This window comes from Rheinheimera pacifica (assembly GCF_900108485.1).
In the GTDB taxonomy this organism is placed as follows: Bacteria; Pseudomonadota; Gammaproteobacteria; order Enterobacterales; family Alteromonadaceae; genus Alishewanella; species Alishewanella pacifica.
In genome coordinates this window covers 292,722-310,284 of sequence record NZ_FNXF01000001.1, presented here as the reverse complement: position 1 = coordinate 310,284, position 17,563 = coordinate 292,722, and the positions used below count along the sequence as shown (strand labels likewise).

Annotated in this window: 12 protein-coding genes; 9 read left to right on the top strand and 3 right to left on the bottom strand. The window is 51.0% G+C overall.

From position 1 onward, the window contains the following. The first annotated feature begins 363 nt into the window (after positions 1-363). Positions 364-1,113, top strand: coding sequence for a 3-hydroxybutyrate dehydrogenase (locus BLW68_RS01385; RefSeq protein ID WP_092789400.1), 750 nt, complete (start codon positions 364-366; stop codon positions 1,111-1,113). A gap of 45 nt (positions 1,114-1,158) precedes the next feature. Beyond that, positions 1,159-4,611: a PAS domain-containing hybrid sensor histidine kinase/response regulator gene (locus BLW68_RS01380; RefSeq protein ID WP_245728249.1), complete on the top strand. Its 3,453-nt coding sequence runs from the start codon at positions 1,159-1,161 to the stop codon at positions 4,609-4,611. Here BLW68_RS01380 and BLW68_RS01375 read toward each other — a convergent pair. After that, positions 4,608-5,255, bottom strand: a complete 648-nt coding sequence (locus BLW68_RS01375; protein WP_068228126.1) for a response regulator transcription factor — start codon at positions 5,253-5,255, stop codon at positions 4,608-4,610. The two genes, BLW68_RS01380 and BLW68_RS01375, sit on opposite strands and share 4 nt — an antisense overlap. Before the next feature lie 67 nt (positions 5,256-5,322). Then, a complete protein-coding gene (locus tag BLW68_RS01370; protein ID WP_092789396.1) occupies positions 5,323-7,572 on the bottom strand; it encodes a TonB-dependent receptor in 2,250 nt (749 codons plus the stop codon). A gap of 157 nt (positions 7,573-7,729) precedes the next feature. Here BLW68_RS01370 and BLW68_RS01365 point away from each other — a divergent pair, with 157 nt between their 5' ends. The 5 genes from BLW68_RS01365 (at position 7,730) to BLW68_RS01345 (ending at position 14,819) form a co-directional block, all read left to right on the top strand. After that, positions 7,730-9,031 carry a GntP family permease gene (locus tag BLW68_RS01365; protein ID WP_092789394.1) on the top strand — a complete coding sequence of 434 codons (1,302 nt, stop codon included), beginning with the start codon at positions 7,730-7,732 and terminating at the stop codon, positions 9,029-9,031. A 14-nt stretch (positions 9,032-9,045) separates the two neighbouring features. Next, positions 9,046-10,203: an E22 family MetX-like putative esterase gene (locus tag BLW68_RS01360; protein ID WP_092789392.1), complete on the top strand. Its 1,158-nt coding sequence runs from the start codon at positions 9,046-9,048 to the stop codon at positions 10,201-10,203. Positions 10,204-10,416: 213 nt separating this feature from the next. Then, positions 10,417-12,300 carry a hypothetical protein gene (locus BLW68_RS01355; protein WP_092789390.1) on the top strand — a complete coding sequence of 628 codons (1,884 nt, stop codon included), beginning with the start codon at positions 10,417-10,419 and terminating at the stop codon, positions 12,298-12,300. 256 nt (positions 12,301-12,556) lie between these two features. Beyond that, positions 12,557-14,164, top strand: a complete 1,608-nt coding sequence (locus tag BLW68_RS01350; protein ID WP_092789389.1) for a sensor histidine kinase — start codon at positions 12,557-12,559, stop codon at positions 14,162-14,164. Next, positions 14,145-14,819: a response regulator transcription factor gene (locus tag BLW68_RS01345; protein WP_092789387.1), complete on the top strand. Its 675-nt coding sequence runs from the start codon at positions 14,145-14,147 to the stop codon at positions 14,817-14,819. Before BLW68_RS01350 ends, BLW68_RS01345 begins: the two co-directional genes overlap by 20 nt. 73 nt (positions 14,820-14,892) lie before the next feature. On the opposite strand, the gene BLW68_RS01340 is transcribed toward BLW68_RS01345, so the two are convergent. Then, positions 14,893-15,450 carry a phosphoribosyl-AMP cyclohydrolase gene (locus tag BLW68_RS01340; RefSeq protein ID WP_177172123.1) on the bottom strand — a complete coding sequence of 186 codons (558 nt, stop codon included), beginning with the start codon at positions 15,448-15,450 and terminating at the stop codon, positions 14,893-14,895. A gap of 284 nt (positions 15,451-15,734) precedes the next feature. Here BLW68_RS01340 and BLW68_RS01335 point away from each other — a divergent pair, with 284 nt between their 5' ends. Together BLW68_RS01335 and BLW68_RS01330 are read left to right on the top strand one after the other, a co-directional pair. Then, positions 15,735-17,045 carry a sensor histidine kinase gene (locus BLW68_RS01335; RefSeq protein ID WP_092789386.1) on the top strand — a complete coding sequence of 437 codons (1,311 nt, stop codon included), beginning with the start codon at positions 15,735-15,737 and terminating at the stop codon, positions 17,043-17,045. Then, complete coding sequence (locus tag BLW68_RS01330) at positions 17,045-17,560, top strand: response regulator transcription factor (protein WP_092789383.1); 516 nt, start codon at positions 17,045-17,047, stop codon at positions 17,558-17,560. Before BLW68_RS01335 ends, BLW68_RS01330 begins: the two co-directional genes overlap by 1 nt. The last annotated feature ends 3 nt before the right edge of the window (positions 17,561-17,563 follow it).

The following is a 17,563-nucleotide window of genomic DNA, read 5'->3' as shown; positions in this document are numbered from 1 at the left end:
ACGTAAGACTTTATCCGGTGCTACAACCATCAGGGTTAGCACACTGATTATGCCGCTTTATGCCATACAGAGCGTAATAAGCTATTAAAACGCTGAAAAATAACATTTATGACGGCCAAAACCACCCTGGAAGCGGATGTAGTTTTGTTATAAGCCGGCAAATTTAGCACAACTGGCGGGCATCACAAAACCTCAATAGCTTATTCTGTCAATTAGCCATCCAGATGACGTCGTACCTCAATGTTTTAGCGCAACATAATGTACACAGGCGCTTATAGCACTAAAGTAGCGTTGTCCTACGTTTGCGCAGCTTCTAGCATGAAAGGTATCAGCTAAGTGCAATCTCACTACGGAGTAAACAGCATGCAGGTTCTTGTAACAGGCGGTACCGGCGGTATAGGTTTTGCCATTGCCAGCCATTTCGCAGCCCAGGGCCACAAGGTTATTCTTGCCGATCTGCAGCAAAGCAGTATCGACAACAAAGTGGCAGAGCTTCAACAACAGGGTTTTGCTGCAGAAGGCATCGTGCTTGATGTTACCGATGCGGCCTCAATAGCCAGCTGTGCGGCTAAGTACCCGGCAGATGTACTGATTAACAATGCCGGCATTCAGCATGTTGCCAGGCTGGAAGATTTTCCGCCGGAAAAATGGCAGCTATTGCTTAATGTCATGCTTACCGGCCCGGCCATGCTAAGCCGCGCCATGCTGCCTGGCATGCGTGAGCGTAATTTTGGCCGCATTATTAATATTGGCTCTATCCATGCGCTGGTCGCATCGCCATTTAAATCGGCTTATGTTGCTGCCAAGCATGGTTTACTCGGTTTTAGTAAAGTGGTGGCGCTGGAAAACGCCGACATCAACTTTACTATTAATACTGTTTGCCCGGCTTATGTAAAAACCCCTCTGGTAGAACAACAAATTGCGGCGCAGGCGAAAGAGCATAACCTGACCGAACAGCAGGTAATAGAGCAGATCATGCTGGCGCCTATGCCACAAAAAGCTTTTATTGGTGTTGATGAAATTGCCGCCACTGCCGCCTTTTTATGTAGTGAGGCCGCACGGCATATGACAGCGCAAACCCTGGTGCTGGATGGCGGCTGGACAGCACGCTAGCCCGGCGCTGAAAACTCGGGCACAATCCGTACATTATGTTATCTGATGACAGCGCCTGAACTTATGATGCTAAACGGCAGCAGCATTGGGCTTGGTACCATAGCTGCGCTTTCGTTGGTTTACCTGTTAATTTTGTTCAGCGTGGGCCGCTTTGGCAGACGTATTAACAGTAAACACCCGCTGGCACCTTGGGTGTTCAGCTTTGCGCTGTCTATTTACTGTACGTCCTGGGCATTTTATGGTGTTACCGCACAAGCTGCCGTAAACGGCTGGTGGATGCCCCCTACTTATATTGGTTCTTTTATCCTGTTCTGGTTCGGCTTTAAGCTTATTGCCCGCATCGCTATTGCCTGCCGCCGTTACCGTATCACCTCGGTTGCCGACTTTATCGCTACCCGTTTTGGCCATTCGCGCAGCCTGGCAGTGATCACCACACTTATTCTGCTCATGTCTACGGTACCCTATATTGCGCTGCAGCTGCATGCGGTATCTACCAGCATTAATACGCTGGTTGGCAGCGCGCCCGGCCTGGCCTGGTACAGCGATACCGGCCTTTATGTCAGCTTATGGATGGCGGTATTTGCCCTGTTGTTTGTCAGCAAAAGTGCCAAAGCCCACCAGCCCAACCCCGGCCTGATGACCGCCATCGCCTTTGAATCGCTGGTTAAATTGCTGGCGCTACTGGCCATTGGCGCTTTTGTGTTTTGGGGCATGTACGACGGTATCGGCCAGATATTCCAACTGGCTGCGCTCAGCCCGGCAGTGCAACAGGTGCAGCAACAAGCCCTGCCCGCCCATACCTACTGGCTGCACGTATTGCTGGGTTTTGCCGCTACCTTATGTTTGCCACGGCAGTTTCACGTTACCTTTGTAGAAAACCAGCATCTGGGGCATTTACGTAGCGCACGCTGGATTTTTCCGCTTTATCTGCTGTTAATGGGTATGTTTACCCTGCCGCTGGCGCTGGCCGGCGTGATGTTGCTGGGCAGCAATGCCAATATCGATCTGGTAGTACTGCAACTGCCCCTGGCGGCACAGCGTACTGATATCGCCCTACTGGCTTATCTGGGTGGTTTTTCTGCCGCGACCAGTATGGTGGTAGTGGCCACTGTGGTACTGGGCATTATGATCACCAACGAACTGCTGGCACCGCTGCTTTACCGCACACCGGCACGCCAGGCGGCGGCCGGCCATATCAAAATTTCCACACTGCGCCGTATTGCCATGCTGGCAGTAATGGCGCTGGGTTATGTGTATTACCGCTGGATTGGCACCGAAACCGGCCTGGCTCAGCTGGGTTTAACCGCCTTTGCCCTGGTAGCACAACTGGCCCCGGCGCTGATCCTTGGCTTGCTCAGCCGCAATATTAACCGTCAGGGCGCTATTGCCGGCTTGTGCGGCGGTGCACTGGTATGGGCTTATATTATTTTACTGCCTGAACTTAGCCGGGCTGGTTTACTGGGCAATCAGTGGTTAACGCAAGGGCCTTTTGGTATCGGCCTGCTGGCACCGCAAAAACTGCTGGGCTTAAATATCGACATGATTAGCCTCGGCGTGCTGGTAAGCCTGACAGTAAATTGTTTGTTAGTGCTAATGGTAAGCCATTTTAGCACCACCCGGGTGGGCGAATGGCTGGAAAGCGGCCGCTTTTTACGTACCCAACTGACCCAGCATAACGCCAGGCCACTTAACCTCAGCGTGCAGGATTGCTACCTGCTGGTAAAACGCTTTGCCGGAGAAAAAGAAGCCCGCCGCCTGCTGCAACGTAATTTAAAAGACCCGCACGAGCTGCAGCAACTGGCACCGGCTAATCTGCTGCAAGCCGCCGAACGCAGTTTAGCTGCCGTAGTAGGTGGTGCCTCTATGCGGCTGATTATGGAAGCCAGTGGCCGCCATGCCGCGCTGCCACTGGAATCGGTTGCCCGTTTTGTTGACGAAGCCAGCCAGGTATTTCAGTTTAATCAGGCGCTGCTGCGATCCACCATCGACAATATCAGCCAGGGCATCAGCGTAGTAGATGCCGATTTGCGCCTGATCGCCTGGAACCAGCGCTATATTGATATGTTCAGCTACCCGCCGGCCCTGGTTGAAGTGGGCCGGCCGGTAGCCGATGTTATTCGCTTTAACCTGCAGCGCGGCCTGATCGACAGCCACGACATAGAAGCCGAAATTAACAAACGGCTTAGCTACTTAAAGCAAGGCAGCGCCTATAAATTTCAGCGCCGCCAACAGGATGGCCGCGTACTGGAAATGCAGGGTAACCCCCTGCCCGGCGGAGGTTTTGTTACCACTTACAGCGATGTCAGTGCTTTTATCGACACCCAGCAGCAATTAGAGCAGCGCGTAACAGAGCGCACCCACGCCCTGCAACAACTTAACCAGCAGTTGCAGCAGGCACAGCAAAAAATTGAAGCCGCTACGCAGGCAAAAACCCGATTCTTTGCCGCCGCCAGCCATGACTTAATGCAGCCGTTTAATGCCTCAGCCCTGTTTGCCAGTCTGCTGCGCGACAAACAAACCGAGCCGGAGCTTAAACAGCTGAGCCAGAACCTGATCAGCTCATTAAATTCTGCCGAAGAGTTGCTTGGTGCCATACTGGAACTGACTAAACTTGATTCGGGCGTGATCAGCGCACATCACCAGCCGGTCAGTATACAAGCGCTGCTGGATGACATCGCCAAAGACGCCAGCGTTCTGGCGCAGGAAAAAGGCCTGTCGCTACACTACCGGCCATCAAAACTGGCAGTAAGTACCGACCGTAAACTACTAAAGCGGGTGGTGCAAAACCTGTTATCTAATGCCATACGTTACACCCAAAGCGGCAAAGTATTATTGGGGGTAAAGCGGCGCGGCAGCGATGTGCAAATTTGTGTTATTGATACCGGTGTCGGCATTGCGATACAAGATCAACAACGTATTTTTGAAGAGTTTCAGCAAGGTGAACAGCAGGATCAAAAAGGCCTCGGGCTGGGCCTGGCAATAGCTCGGCGCATCAGCACTATTTTAGGCCACCCGTTAACACTGCAATCGGTGCCGGGCAAAGGCAGTTGTTTTAGCCTGACAGTACCGGTTACTCAGGCGCCGGTGGCACTTATTGCCGCTAAAACCCAGCATGAGATCAGCGCCAGCTTTGCCGGTAAAACAGTATTACTGCTGGATAACGAACCCCAGTTACGTTCAGCGGTAGCAGAGCTGCTGCGTAGCTGGAATATTGCCGTTACCGCCATCGGCCAGCCGGCCGAAGCCCTGCAGGCGTTGCAACAAGGCCTGAAACCCGATTTGCTGCTGTTTGATTATCATCTGGACAATAACGCCACCGGCGTAGAAGTTGCCGGACAACTGGCGGCACATTTCGCCGTTAATGTACCGGTGATTATTCATTCGGCGGATCACAATGAACACATTCGCGAAACAGCGTTAAACGCCGGTTATTACTTTTTACTCAAGCCGTTAAAACCGGTAGCGCTGAAAAAGCTGTTCCAGCGTTTATTGCGTTAAACACTCTCCGGCAGTTTCAGTTTTTCAAACATAATACCGGCCAGGGTGCGGTTATTAACGTTAAGCTTACGCAAAATGGCTGATACATGCTGCTTAATGGTGGTTTCCTGCACGTTCATCTCATAAGCGATTTGCTTATTCAGCAGGCCGTCGGCAATCATCTTAAGTACACGAAACTGCTGCGGGGTAAGTTGTTCCAGGCGGTGGGCGAAATCTTCATCAATAAGCGGTTTGGCATTACGCACATCCTGCTCAAGTTCGGCAGGCAGCCAGCTGTCGCCGTTTAATACTGCCGCTATGGCTTCCGATAACAGCTCCAGCGGCGCTGATTTGGGAATATAAGCGGCAGCCCCCAATGTTAGTGCCTGACGGATAATTACCGGGTTTTCTTCTGCCGACACCATAATAACCGGTACGTCTGGGTATTCGGTGCGTAGTGCGCTTAAGCCGGTAAAGCCATCTGAGCCGGGCATTTTTAAGTCGAGAAAAATAAAGTTGGTATCAGGGTGTGCCCTTAGTAAGGGCCAGAGTTGTTGCATATTTTGCGCCTGCAGCAGCAGGGCGTCACTGCCAAGAATATTGGCGCAAGCCTGCGATAACGCTACGCGAAACAGCGGGTGGTCGTCAGCAATTAAAGCAATCATAAATCCGGTTCAGAGCCTTTTGGCCCATAATGTACCGGGGCTTTCGCCCCGGCAAGCACTTTGTTAATTAAAAACGGTAACCAACGCTCAGGCTAACGGTGCGTGGGTCAATATAGAACCCCAGTACCGAGTTATCCAGCACTGCACCGGCAAAGTTATAACCGGCAATACGCGCTTGTTTGTCACCCAGGTTTTTACCCTGCAGCGACACATCCCAGTGGCCATCATTTGAATACCAGTTCACGCCGGCATTAAACACGGTGTAACCGCCGTAATCCAGCACTGACGGTACTTCAAAGATTTGGGTTTCGCTGCGGTGCGCCATATTGGCCGTAATAACAAACTCACCGATTTCAGTCGCAATACTGTACTTACCGGCCAGTGTCGCTGTCAGTTCAGGTGTGTTGGCAAAAGCCCAAACATCGGACACATCAACAACCTGCTGCTGGTTCGGGTCAAAAAATTCCACTTTATTAAAGCTGGCATCAACGTAACCGACAATCATGCTTACATCAAAATTACGGCTTACCGCAAACTGTGCCTCAAGCTCTACGCCGTTAATATCCGCGCTGGCAGCATTTAATACCTGTGATGCTACCGTTACCACGCCGGGCGCAGTTTCCACCGAGCGCTGTACGGTAACCTGCATATCATCGTAAGACGACATAAACACCGCGGCATTTAAGCGTAAACGCTGATTAAACCACTCGCTTTTCATACCCAGTTCATAGGTATCAACGGTTTCTTCCTGATACGGCTCGTCGGCATCGGGGTTAATGGCCTGGTTGGCGCGCATATCAAAACCACCGGATTTAAAGCCGTTGGTGTAGCTGCCATATAGCATCAGATCACGGCTGTACTGATATTCTGCGCCCACACGTGGCGAGAAATGGCTGAAACTTTCACTGCCGCTAAATTCGGTCTGGGTAGACAGGTAAACGCCGTCAGTGTCACGTGGGAACTTATAACCGGCATAAACATAGCGGTATACGTTGGCGTCTTTATCATCCTTGGTGTAACGGCCACCAAAGGTTAACGACCATTTGTCATCCAGCTGATAAGTGCCCTGGGCATAAGCGGCAATGCTGTCGGTTTGCACACAACCGCCGTTTTCGGTAGTGCTTAAGCCATAAACCACCTGGCCAAAAGCGCCGCAGGCTTCGCCGTCGTAGTAATACAGGCCAGATGCAACTTTGAGTTTATCGTCGCTGTATAACAGCTGCAGTTCTTGCGATACCTGGGTGTCTTCATAAAACGCCGGAATATCGAGCGTTGGAAAGCTGGTAGAGTCAAAGTCGATATGGGTATCGGTTACCCCTTCACGCCGCGCAGTAACCGACTTAAGTGTCCAGTTATCAGACAAATCCAGCGTCATGGTAATTGATTGGCCTTCCGTTTCTACCTTATTGGTTACCGGCATGCTGATATTGGCATCATACACACTGCCAGGCACAGCATCTGTTGGCGCCAGTGCGCTGGGAAACAGCCTAAAACCTCCACGCGGGTTGGAATCATCTACCGTTTTATCCGCGTTTAGCAGCATGCTAAAACTATCGGTAACATTCCACTGCAGGCTTACCCGGCCTGTCATCAGCTCTTTGTTGTAGTTATCATCGCCAGTGTTTAAAAACTTACCAAAACCGTCACGGTTAAAGGTGGCAAAAGCACCGCTGATAAACACATTGTCAGTCAGGCCGGTCTGGCCGGAAATTTTCAAATCGCGCTGGTTTTTTGTGCCTACAGTGCCGCGCACTGCAAATTCGTTATCGCCGGTCAGTTGTTTGGTAACATATTTTACCGCGCCACCAATGGTATTACGGCCATACAATGTACCCTGCGGGCCACGCAGCACTTCTATCCGTTCAACGTCGTATACATCCAGTGCTGCGCCTTGTGGCCGCGCCATGTATACGTCATCAATATAAATACCTACGCCGGGTTCAAAGCCCCACAGCGGATCTTGCTGGCCAATACCACGGATATAAGCGGTAAGGGTGCTGTTGGTGCCGCGCGATACCTGCAGTGTGGTGTTAGGTGAAAACTGCGCCACGGCAGTAATGTTGTCCATACCACGCTGGGCCAGCTCTTCTTCACCCAGTGAAGTTACCGCAACCGGCACTGTCTGCAAATTCTCGATGGTGCGCCGGGCGGTAACTTCAATGCGCTCCAGTTTAATTTCAGCATCGGCCTCAGTGGCCGTTTCCTGAGCCATCGCGCCAGTGGCAAAACAGCTGCTGATCGCCAGTGCAACTAAACTGGGTTTAAGTAGGGTACGGCTAAACTTGTGCTGTGCATCGCTATTATAGTTATTGGCCATCTTGGCTCTCCTGCTGTTTGATTTCACATCATCTTGTAATTATTTATGCAGCTTTACTGTAGGCCTAAACGCAGAATTTTTAACCTGTACCTTAGTACTATGGTGATGCCCGCTGTCCTGTATCAGACTAACTGAAACTGATAATAAGGATAACAAGATGTTGAGTCTTATCGGATTGCTGGCCGGGCTTGGCCTGCTGATAGTACTGACGATGCGCGGCTTTAACCTGTTTATTACCGCCCCCCTGTGCGCATTGCTGGTAGCAATAACCAATGGTATTCCGTTCTGGCAGCTGGCCGATAAAGCCGATTTTGTCCACGGTTATATGTCTGGCTTTGCCGGCTTTGTTGCCGCCTGGTTTCTGATGTTTTTATTAGGCTCTATCTTTGGCAAATTAATGGAGCACACCGGCGCTGCAGACGCCGTAGCACTGGCAATTGTTAAACGGCTGGGTCATACCCGCGCGGTGCTGGCTATAGTACTGGCATGTGCGGTATTAACCTATGGTGGCGTCAGCTTATTTGTGGTGGCGTTTTCTGCTTACCCTATGGCAGTCAGTCTGTTTAAAGGCGCTAACCTGCCACGGCGTTTTATTCCGGCCGCACTGGCGCTGGGCTCGGTTACCTTTACCATGACATCGGCCGGCTCACCGGAAATACAAAACTGGATCCCTATCCCCTATCTTGGCACCACACCTTACGCCGGCTGGCAGGTAAGTATTATTGTGGCGCTGTTTATGGCAGTTGGTGGTTACTTTACGCTGATGTGGATGATTAAATCAGCTATGCGCAAAGGCGAACAGTTTACTGCCCGCAGCAGCGACCCGCTATTAAGTGATAAACCCTTACCACACTGGCTAACCGGTTTGCTGCCGTTACTGGTGGTACTGCTAACCTCTTTTTTGCTGCACGACAGCCTGCAGCAAGCCGCGTTAATTATTGCTTTGGCCGGTGGTGTAATCACGTTGTATTTATTGAATTTCCGCTTTTTATCCAACCCGGCAGCCGCCACCAACGAAGGTGTACTGGGTGCCCTGCTGGCCATTGGTAATACTGCCGCCGTAGTCGGTTTTGGTGCAGTAGCCAAGCTAACACCGGCATTTAGCAGCGTGGTAGATTACATGACACACCTGCCCGGGCCCGAGCTGTTGGGTGCTGCCGTGGCTGTAAGTGCCATAGCCGGGTTAACCGGTTCGGCTTCCGGCGGCCAGGTTATTGCCCTGCCGGAAATTGCGCCGCATTATCTGGATCGCGGCGTAGACCCCGAACAACTGCACCGCGTGGTGGCTATTTCATCCGGCGCGCTCGATTCTCTGCCGCATAACGGCTATGTGGTTACCACCATCCGTGCTATCTGTGGTGAAACACATCAAAATGCTTACTGGCCGGTTGCGGTTGTCAGCGTACTGATGCCGGTGCTGGGCACTATGCTGGCCATAGCGCTGTTTCAGTGGTTTTAACCGGAGGTAACACCATGTTTATCAGGCTTATTTTACTCTGCTGCGTTTTTGTATCAGCCGGCGCGCACGCCATGCTGGTGCAAAAGCAGCGCTTTACACTGGACAACTTCAGCACAGAAAACGGCCACACTATTGCGCAGGTAAATATTGGCTGGGAAGCTTATGGCCAGCTTAATGCCGATAAATCTAATGTTATCTTAATTACCCATTTTTTCTCCGGCACCAGCCATGCTGCCGGTAAATACCATAAAGACGACAGCAATTCCGGTTACTGGGACGCTATTATCGGCCCCGGTAAAGCGATAGACACCAATAAGTTTTACGTGATCAGCAGCGATACACTGGTAAACGCCAATGTATTTGACCCCAACGTGATTACCACAGGCCCGGCCACCATCAACCCGGCTACCGGTAAACCCTATGCGTTAAGCTTTCCGGTGGTCACTATTGGTGATTTTGTTGAGGTGCAAAAAGCCCTGCTCGACAGCCTGGGCATTGGCAAATTGCATGCGGTTATCGGTCCGTCGATGGGCTCGTTTCAGGCCATTGAATGGGCAGTGCGCTACCCCGACAGAGTTGAGCGTCTAATACCGGTTATCGGCAGTGCTTATATCGACGCCTACGCCGCAGTAAAACTGGAGCGCTGGGCTTATCCGATAAAAACCGATCCAAACTGGCATAACGGCAACTACTATGACAAAGGCCAGCCCATACAAGGGCTAAGCACCGCGCTGGCATATATTACCCAGGATGCGCTGCACCCTACCGGTTTTAACCAGCGTTACCCGGCTCCTGAGCTGGATAAAGCCCCTTTGCAAGACATAAAAGCAACATTTTCTGCCTGGGATCAGCTGCTGCAACACGCCAAAGTGCGGGCAGAATATCAGGACGCCAACCATATATTGTATTTAGTACGCGCATCGCAATTATGGCGTGCCGGCATGGGCGATAACTGGCAACAGGCCCTTAGCCGGGTAAAAGCCAAAACGCTGTTTTTACCGGCCAGCGGTGATTTACTGCTGCCACCGGCCTTAAGCCAGCACAGCGCTGCCGCCATGACAGCTGGCGGTAATATACCGCACTATGCGGAAATACCCGGCATTTGGGGCCATCTTGATGGCGTGGTGGGCATTAGCGCTGTGGCAGAGCAAATCGCTGAATTTTTAAACTAGTTTTTCCTGGCGGGTGCTGCGTTTACCGGGCACCCTTTTTTCTTTTTACCAGCCACTTAACCCAAGCTACCAGCACTTAACCGGCGCATCGTATAATTAACTCGCACTCAAACGCATTTTGGGCTAAAACTAACCGGCGAAGCATTGCAAAAAAGTCGCCGTCAGGCAAGATAGTCTCTTTTTCAACAAACTGATTTATAAAAGGAAGTAACCATGGCTTATGATTATGGTAGTGAGTCGTTAGGGATCCGTAACCCGTTTAAAGCCGAAGGCTTGCTGCGGGCAGTACGGGGTTTAGTGGTCAGTTTGCTTGGTATTTACCCGCTGCTGCAAGTCGTTAGCCTGGTACAGCAGGACAAAGCCCTGGCCTGGTTTTATGCCGCCATTGGTTTTATGTTGCTGGCTGGCGGTTTACGCGCGCTGGGCGGCGGTATTTTTCAGATGCTGCGCTTCTTTGTTGGCCGCAGTGTACCTACGTCACTGGCACCGAATTACAGTAAATCCGAACGTGAAACCGCCAAGCTGGAACAGCCGCATTATAAAAGCGTCGACTTAGAAGAAATGCTGATGGGCCGCAAAAACAAAACCTTCGTTGAGCCGGTCGGTTTTATCTCCCGCCTGGTGCACACGCTGGTGCCAAAACTTATTTTTCTGCCCTACCCGCTGCGTAATCTGGCACAACGTTTTTCCGGCGCCTTAATTGCCACCGCTATTGCACTGGTAGCTTATGCGTTAACTGCCTTTGTTTGCTTAACCGGCCTGGCTGGTAACACCGGCGACATTCTGCTGCCGTTTTTCTCGTTTGTGCTGGTGGTGTATTTAATTATCAGCTGGCGCAGTGCCAGTACGGTGTACCGTAAAGCCGAAAAAACCATTGAAACCCAGGGCAACCTGCAACTGGCCAAAATTATGGCCTTTGCCATACTGGCGCCGGTGCTGCTGGGTTTATTAATCAGCTATCTGCTGCAACAGCGTGACATTCAGCAGTTTGTGGCTGAATTACAGCAGTCTGAGCTGGAAAGTTTTGCCGTAGCACCGCAGTTATTACTGGTGCTGCTATTTGCCGCCATTAGCGGCACTTTTATCTTTTTACTGTTAAAACAACGTACTGCCCAGGTAAAGGCACAAACCAAAGTATCGGAATACCGCGCCAACTGGCAGGAAAATATTCACCCGCGCGAGCTGTTTGTTAATATCGACAATATTGTTATGGCTAACCGGCGCTACAAAGAAATACCTAACCGGATCTACCGCGAGCTAAACCCGCAGTTAAATGAGCAATCGGAAAGCAAAGGCGATTTTAGCGGCGAAGTGATTATAGAAACCCAACCCGCTTATGCCCCGATGGAACACAGCGCGCTGTTTAAGCAATTGCGGCTACTGGCCACCATTAGCGGCCAGGTATTGCTGCTAATCGGGCCTTTTATTCTGTTTTACTTATTGTTTGAGGCCGAAACCGTGCTGCAGCTGATCCGGGAATACAGCGCACTGGCCCGCCCGTCTGATGCGGTAACACAAAGCTTTGCTGTTAACCTGTTTAATGAAAGCCAGTTTGTTTTAAGCCTGATTTTCAGCTGGCTTATTTGCCACAGCTTTGGCCGCCTACTCGAAACCTACAGCCACACCTTCTGGGCCGAGCTGAATTTTGACTCCTTACTGGTGTATTTAAAATGCGAAGGCACCTACACCCAGAGCAAGCTGACCACAGGTAAGGGCATTTACGATTCTACTGCGTCAGAAAACTACGTTATGCGCTCATCACTAACACCGTGGATTATTACCTCACGTATTATGAGCAGCACCTTTGCCGACAGCGGTGCCAAAAATGTCGAACACCCACGGCATATTCTGGAAATGCAGGACAACCCGCAAGAACTGCAGGCAATACTGGACGATATTCAGGGCTTCCTGTCTGATCGCGAAACCATTGCCAGCATTAAAAACCAGCAGGATTTATCCAACACTGAGCAAATTTACCAGATTAACCAGCAATCACGCGCCATGCCGGTTACCTCAGATCAGGCCACGCTGGCCAGCCCACAGCAAGACGCCGAAGCCAGCACCAGCCTGCCACCAGAGCAGCCACAAAACCCATAACGCCTGCCGGAACACCCTTGCGCCAGCAGGCGCAAGGGCTCGCCATGCCAATTTGCTGCATTTCCCAAGCAATACCTTTTACTAACAATGACAGCAATGGGCTTTGCTATGCGCCTGCGCCGACGTTAGAATTAATAAAACCGGGACACCGGCTTTATGCCCGGTGTGATCCTGGTAATGTTAACGTTATTTTCATGCTTCAGCACTTTTAACCGCATATACTGCGCTGACATGCCGTTACAACTAAGCCAGGCTTATGTACCAACGTAAACTGATTGTCTCGCTGTGCATTTTATTGGCTGTGGTACTGCTGCAGTCAGGCATCAGCTTTTGGGCACACCAAAACTCGGAATTTCATACCGAACGTAACCGTATTGCCAATCAAAAGCTGGCTGAATTTTTTGCACTGCGTGCCGACAAGCAGCGGCTTAAAGTCTGGTTGGCGGAATATCTGCTTACCGAAAATGCCAATACCGATTTTCGCGATACCTTGTCATCCCGTATGCAGCAGCAGTTAAAGAATCTTGATCAACTGGCGATTCGAGACCAGCTATACAGTACCAGCGAAGCAGACTTACAACACACCATGGCACAAGTAAAAGTGATTTCGCTGTTACAAAGCAATTTACAAACGCTGGAGCGGGCGCTGAAAACCCGGGAGATCGCGCTTTACCGAGATGATGCCGAGCGTTGGCGCATTCTAATTGCCCTGTTTGATACCTTTCAGGACACCGACTTAGCTGAACTGCTGCAACAAGCGATTTTGCAACAAAAACAACGCGCTGAACTCACTGAACGCGATGCTCTCAATGCCCTGTCTGTAGTTAAATGGGCGCTTGCGGTGATCAGCATCATCGCCATCCTGCTGACCTTGTGGCTGGCTATTTACCTGTCACGGGCGTTAAGCGCTCCATTACAACATTTGCTTAGCGGCACCAAACAGCTGCAACAAGGTAATTTTGCGCACCGTATTGCCGAACATGGCTCTGCAGAGTTTGCCGAACTGGCCCGCCAGTTTAATTTAATGTCGGGCTATATTTTTGCCTATGCCGAGCAGGAAAAGAAAAACCAGCAAGCTATCGAACAACGGGTGCAGGCACGCACCAGCGAGCTACAGAATGCGCTAACCCAGTTACATCACGCTGAGCAACGGCAAAAACAGCTGTTAACCGATATCAGCCATGAGTTACGTACCCCGGCAACCAGCATTCAGGGCGAGGCCGAAATAAGCCTACGCGGCAAAGACAAAGACATTACTGAATACAAAGACGCCTTCGCGCGTATTCTGGCGGCAAGTAACCAGCTTAACCGGCGTATTGATGATTTGTTGTTTCTGGCCCGCGGCGAAGAATGCCTGTTGCAGGTTAACCTGAAACCTATACTGCTGAATGATTTCAGCCAAATGGCCATCGACACCGTGCAACACTATCTGGCCAAGGGTTTTGTGCTGGAGCAAAGCCCGGCAACCGCTTTGCCGTCTGAGCATTGGCTATTGCTGGACACAGAAAAATTTGCGGCTGTGCTACGCATTATTACCGACAACGCCCAACATTACTCCAGCCAGCATAAATGCCTTAGGCTGACTATTAGCGCAGATCAGAGCGAGCTGCAACTGCAATTGACCGACCAGGGTATAGGCTTGCAACCGGAAGATATACCGCAGTTATTTCAACGCCATTATCGCGGCACTGCAGCACGCCTGGTCCGCCCGGACGGCCTGGGTGTTGGCCTGTGTATCGCCAGGGCAATAATTGAAGCTCACGACGGTACTATCAGCCTTACTGCTAACGGATCTGCAGGTTGCACCGTAACGATATGCCTACCTCACTTTAGTGGAAATGAAGATGAAAATACTGATCATTGAAGACGATGAAAAAGTTGGCAGCTTTTTATCCCGAGGTCTTAAAGCGGAAGGCTACCTCACCTTGTTGCAAGACTCAGGCACAGCTATTTTTGACATTGTCAGTCAATTTGAACCTGATGTGATCGTGTTGGACAGGATGCTGCCGCAGACCGACGGCTTAACGTTATGCCAGCAGTTACGCAGCCAGAAGGTAAACAGCCGTATTCTGATTTTGTCTGCGCTATCAGAAGTTGACGAGCGGGTTAAGGGGCTACGCGCCGGTGCCGACGATTACCTTGGTAAACCTTTTCATTTTGAAGAGTTACTGGCACGTATCGAAGCTTTAGGTAAAAGGAGCGTGTCAGTTGCGCCAGCCAGACGACTTCAAATAGCCGATTTACAGCTTGATCTGGACAGTATGACGGTACAGCGTGCTGACACTAAGCTTACGCTTACCGCCAAAGAGCTGGGCATACTGGAACTGTTAATGAACAACAGCGGTAAGGTATACAGCCGTGAGCGTATTCTTACCAATGTGTGGGGAATGAACGAAGACCCGCTTACCAACATCGTTGATGTTTATATGGCCAGACTGAGAAAAAAAATCGACGACCCCTTTGAGGTCAAACTACTGCACACCCGACGAGGACTGGGTTACTGCCTGCAGGAACCTTAAAAAGGGCTGGTAACTGTGTTGCGTTACCAGCCAAGGTTGGGTTGGGCAATAGGTGTAAATCTTGTTGGAAACCTTATTGGCTGTAAGGCAAAGATGAGTGGTGCAATACAATGCGTAATGCGCCCTGTTCGTCTTTTTTGAAGCCCCAGGTTTTATCGACCGTGGTTACCTTGCCTGCTTTATCAGTCAACATAACATGCCCCATCGTCAGGGCTAAATCTCCGTTAATGTATACACCTGCATTGGTGAAGTCATACCCGTGCCAGCCCTTTAAGGCAAAGCCACTGTCATTGGCGTAGGTTTTGTTTCCGCCGACAAAATAAGCCAGGGCACCATCGTAATCAGTGCGGAAGGTCTGCTTTCCATTGGCCAGCGTGGGCTTAAACAATACCGCACCTAAATTGTAACCATAGGCTGCATCCAGTACCTGACGCGCTACTTTTTCTGCCTGCGCCTGTCCACCAGTGCTGTAGGCAACGCTAATATTGATTAAGGCTTGGCCCCAGGCTTGTTGGGCTGCTTTTACTTCTGCTTCAGTAATATTGTTGTTTACTACCGGAGTGGCAAACACAGTGCCGCCCGCGGTAACGCACAGCAGCATCGATACAGTAACTAAGGTCTTTTTCAGCATGACAGGTATTCCATATTGGTTTAGGTACGCAAGGTTGTTATTAACTGCAAATAACTTTAACGCCTAAACCTGAATAGCAACCTCTGCCAAACATGAACATAACGCCGCACTCAGATTAAAAACAGATGAACAGCTGCGACAATTTGCCACAGCGACGTAAACTGTTGGTGGGGTTACACTAAAAGCTCAGACATGACATTACCGCTGCAATGGTTTAGTCTTTTCTGACATTTTGCAAACGGCTGCCTGGCAGCCGTCTTTTTATCTGAAGCCGATGTAAAGCTATGGCCCAAAAACTGATTATCTCAACCGAATTATCACCGCGCCACCAGCTGCAGCAATTTGCTAATTTTCGCTGGGGGCTTATTGGCTTTGAAGCAACCGCAGCGGTGGCCGGCTGGCTGTTTGACTACCCTGTCAGCTCCTGGCCGCTGATTTGGCTGTTACTACTTACGCACATTTCTACCAATGTTATTCCCAGGCTGTTTGCCGGTGCACAAAGCCATCTGGCGCGTATTTATGCCATTAGCTGCTGCCTGGACGTATTGCTGCTGGGCTGCTTGCTGTTATTAAGCGGCGGCGTAAGTAACGGCCTGGTGGCGTTGTTATTGCTGCCGGTGGCGGTTGCAGCAGTCATGCTGCCGGGCCGGGTTTGTTATATTATCGCCATGCTGGCCATCATGGCTTACAGCCTGCTGTTGCTGATTGGCGATTTAACCATTCCCGATGTAGATCAACTGCTGCAACAGGCAGAGCAAGCCCAGCACAACCATATACATAGCAGCGCTGATGGCAGTGCTTTTAACCAGCATATGCTGCAAATGTGGTGGGCGTTTGCTTTGTCGGCCGTTCTGATCAGCTGGTTTATTAATGCCCAGGCAAATTTAATCCGGCTAAAGTCACGTAAAATCAGTGAGCTGCAACAACAACAGGTGCGCCATGAACACATGCTGGCGCTGGCCACCTTTGCCGCCAATGCCGCCCATGATTTAGCCAGCCCGATTCAAACAATGAATTTGCTCTGCGACGAAATTGCCGATGATAACAGCAACCCGGCGTTAACCGATTTACGCCTGCAGTTAAACCGCTGCCAGCAAATTGTGCAGCAACTACGCCAGGACGCTGGCAGTTTACGCCGCGACGATGCGCCACAGCCACTGCTCCCGCTGACAGAGCAGCATATAGACCGCTGGCTGAACAGCCGGCCCGATATTGGTTTAGCTATTGATAAAACCATTACCGCTGCTGACTTTACCCTGGCCGACAGCCAGGGCTTTGGTGCGGCGCTGATTAATATTCTGGATAACGCCGCCGATGCCAGCGTGGCCAATGGTTGCGCTGAGCTAAAGGTGGCGATTGCCCTGCAGGACAGTGGTTTTAGCGTTAGTATTTATGATTTTGGTGAGGGCTTATCCGACAACCGCCTGGCCGAGCTGGGTAAGTTGCCACAGCAAAGTGAGCAGGGCCTGGGTATTGGTCAGTTTTTGGCCAATGTGTCTATTGAACGGCTGGGTGGTACAGTGCGCCGGCGCAACCTGGATAACGGCACGCTAACGCGGATTGATATTCCGCGGCCGAAAGTTGAGCACTACTAATGCACCTGGTTATTGTCGATGATGACAGCGTATTGCTTGGTGCCCTGGCCCGGCGCTTTGGCCAGCGCGGTTTTAGTGTTACTACTTACGCCGATGCCATCACCGCAGAGCAGTTAATTGCCCAACAAGCGCAGGCCTATTTGCTGGATTTACGCTTTGCCAGCCAGTCGGGCTTAAGCTTTATTGCCCCGCTTAGAGCCGCATTACCGCAATGCCGTATTATTTTGCTTACCGGTTATGCCAGCATTGCCAATGCGGTGCAGGCAGTAAAATTAGGGGCCGACGACTACCTGACCAAGCCGGTCGATTTTTTACAACTGGAACAAGCCATAACCGGCAAGGCGCAAAGCGGCACAGCCACTGACACTGCCACACTGTTATCGCCCGAGCAACTGGAATGGGAACATATTCACCGTGTACTGGCCGAGCACGGCGGTAATATCAGCCGCACCGCAGAATTGTTGGGGATGCACCGGCGCACCTTGCAGCGCAAGCTAGGCAAACACCGGCCCTGAATG

Excerpts from the sequence above, each read along its gene's own strand:
- BLW68_RS01375 (WP_068228126.1), bottom strand. The coding sequence starts at position 5,255 with ATGATTGCTTTAATTGCTGACGACCACCCGCTGTTTCGCGTAGCGTTA.
- BLW68_RS01340 (WP_177172123.1), bottom strand. The coding sequence starts at position 15,450 with ATGCTGAAAAAGACCTTAGTTACTGTATCGATGCTGCTGTGCGTTACC.
- BLW68_RS01380 (WP_245728249.1), top strand. The coding sequence starts at position 1,159 with ATGACAGCGCCTGAACTTATGATGCTAAACGGCAGCAGCATTGGGCTT.
- BLW68_RS01385 (WP_092789400.1), top strand. The coding sequence starts at position 364 with ATGCAGGTTCTTGTAACAGGCGGTACCGGCGGTATAGGTTTTGCCATT.
- BLW68_RS01355 (WP_092789390.1), top strand. The coding sequence starts at position 10,417 with ATGGCTTATGATTATGGTAGTGAGTCGTTAGGGATCCGTAACCCGTTT.
- BLW68_RS01370 (WP_092789396.1), bottom strand. The coding sequence starts at position 7,572 with ATGGCCAATAACTATAATAGCGATGCACAGCACAAGTTTAGCCGTACC.
- BLW68_RS01330 (WP_092789383.1), top strand. The coding sequence starts at position 17,045 with ATGCACCTGGTTATTGTCGATGATGACAGCGTATTGCTTGGTGCCCTG.
- BLW68_RS01345 (WP_092789387.1), top strand. The coding sequence starts at position 14,145 with ATGAAAATACTGATCATTGAAGACGATGAAAAAGTTGGCAGCTTTTTA.
- BLW68_RS01365 (WP_092789394.1), top strand. The coding sequence starts at position 7,730 with ATGTTGAGTCTTATCGGATTGCTGGCCGGGCTTGGCCTGCTGATAGTA.
- BLW68_RS01360 (WP_092789392.1), top strand. The coding sequence starts at position 9,046 with ATGTTTATCAGGCTTATTTTACTCTGCTGCGTTTTTGTATCAGCCGGC.
- BLW68_RS01350 (WP_092789389.1), top strand. The coding sequence starts at position 12,557 with ATGTACCAACGTAAACTGATTGTCTCGCTGTGCATTTTATTGGCTGTG.
- BLW68_RS01335 (WP_092789386.1), top strand. The coding sequence starts at position 15,735 with ATGGCCCAAAAACTGATTATCTCAACCGAATTATCACCGCGCCACCAG.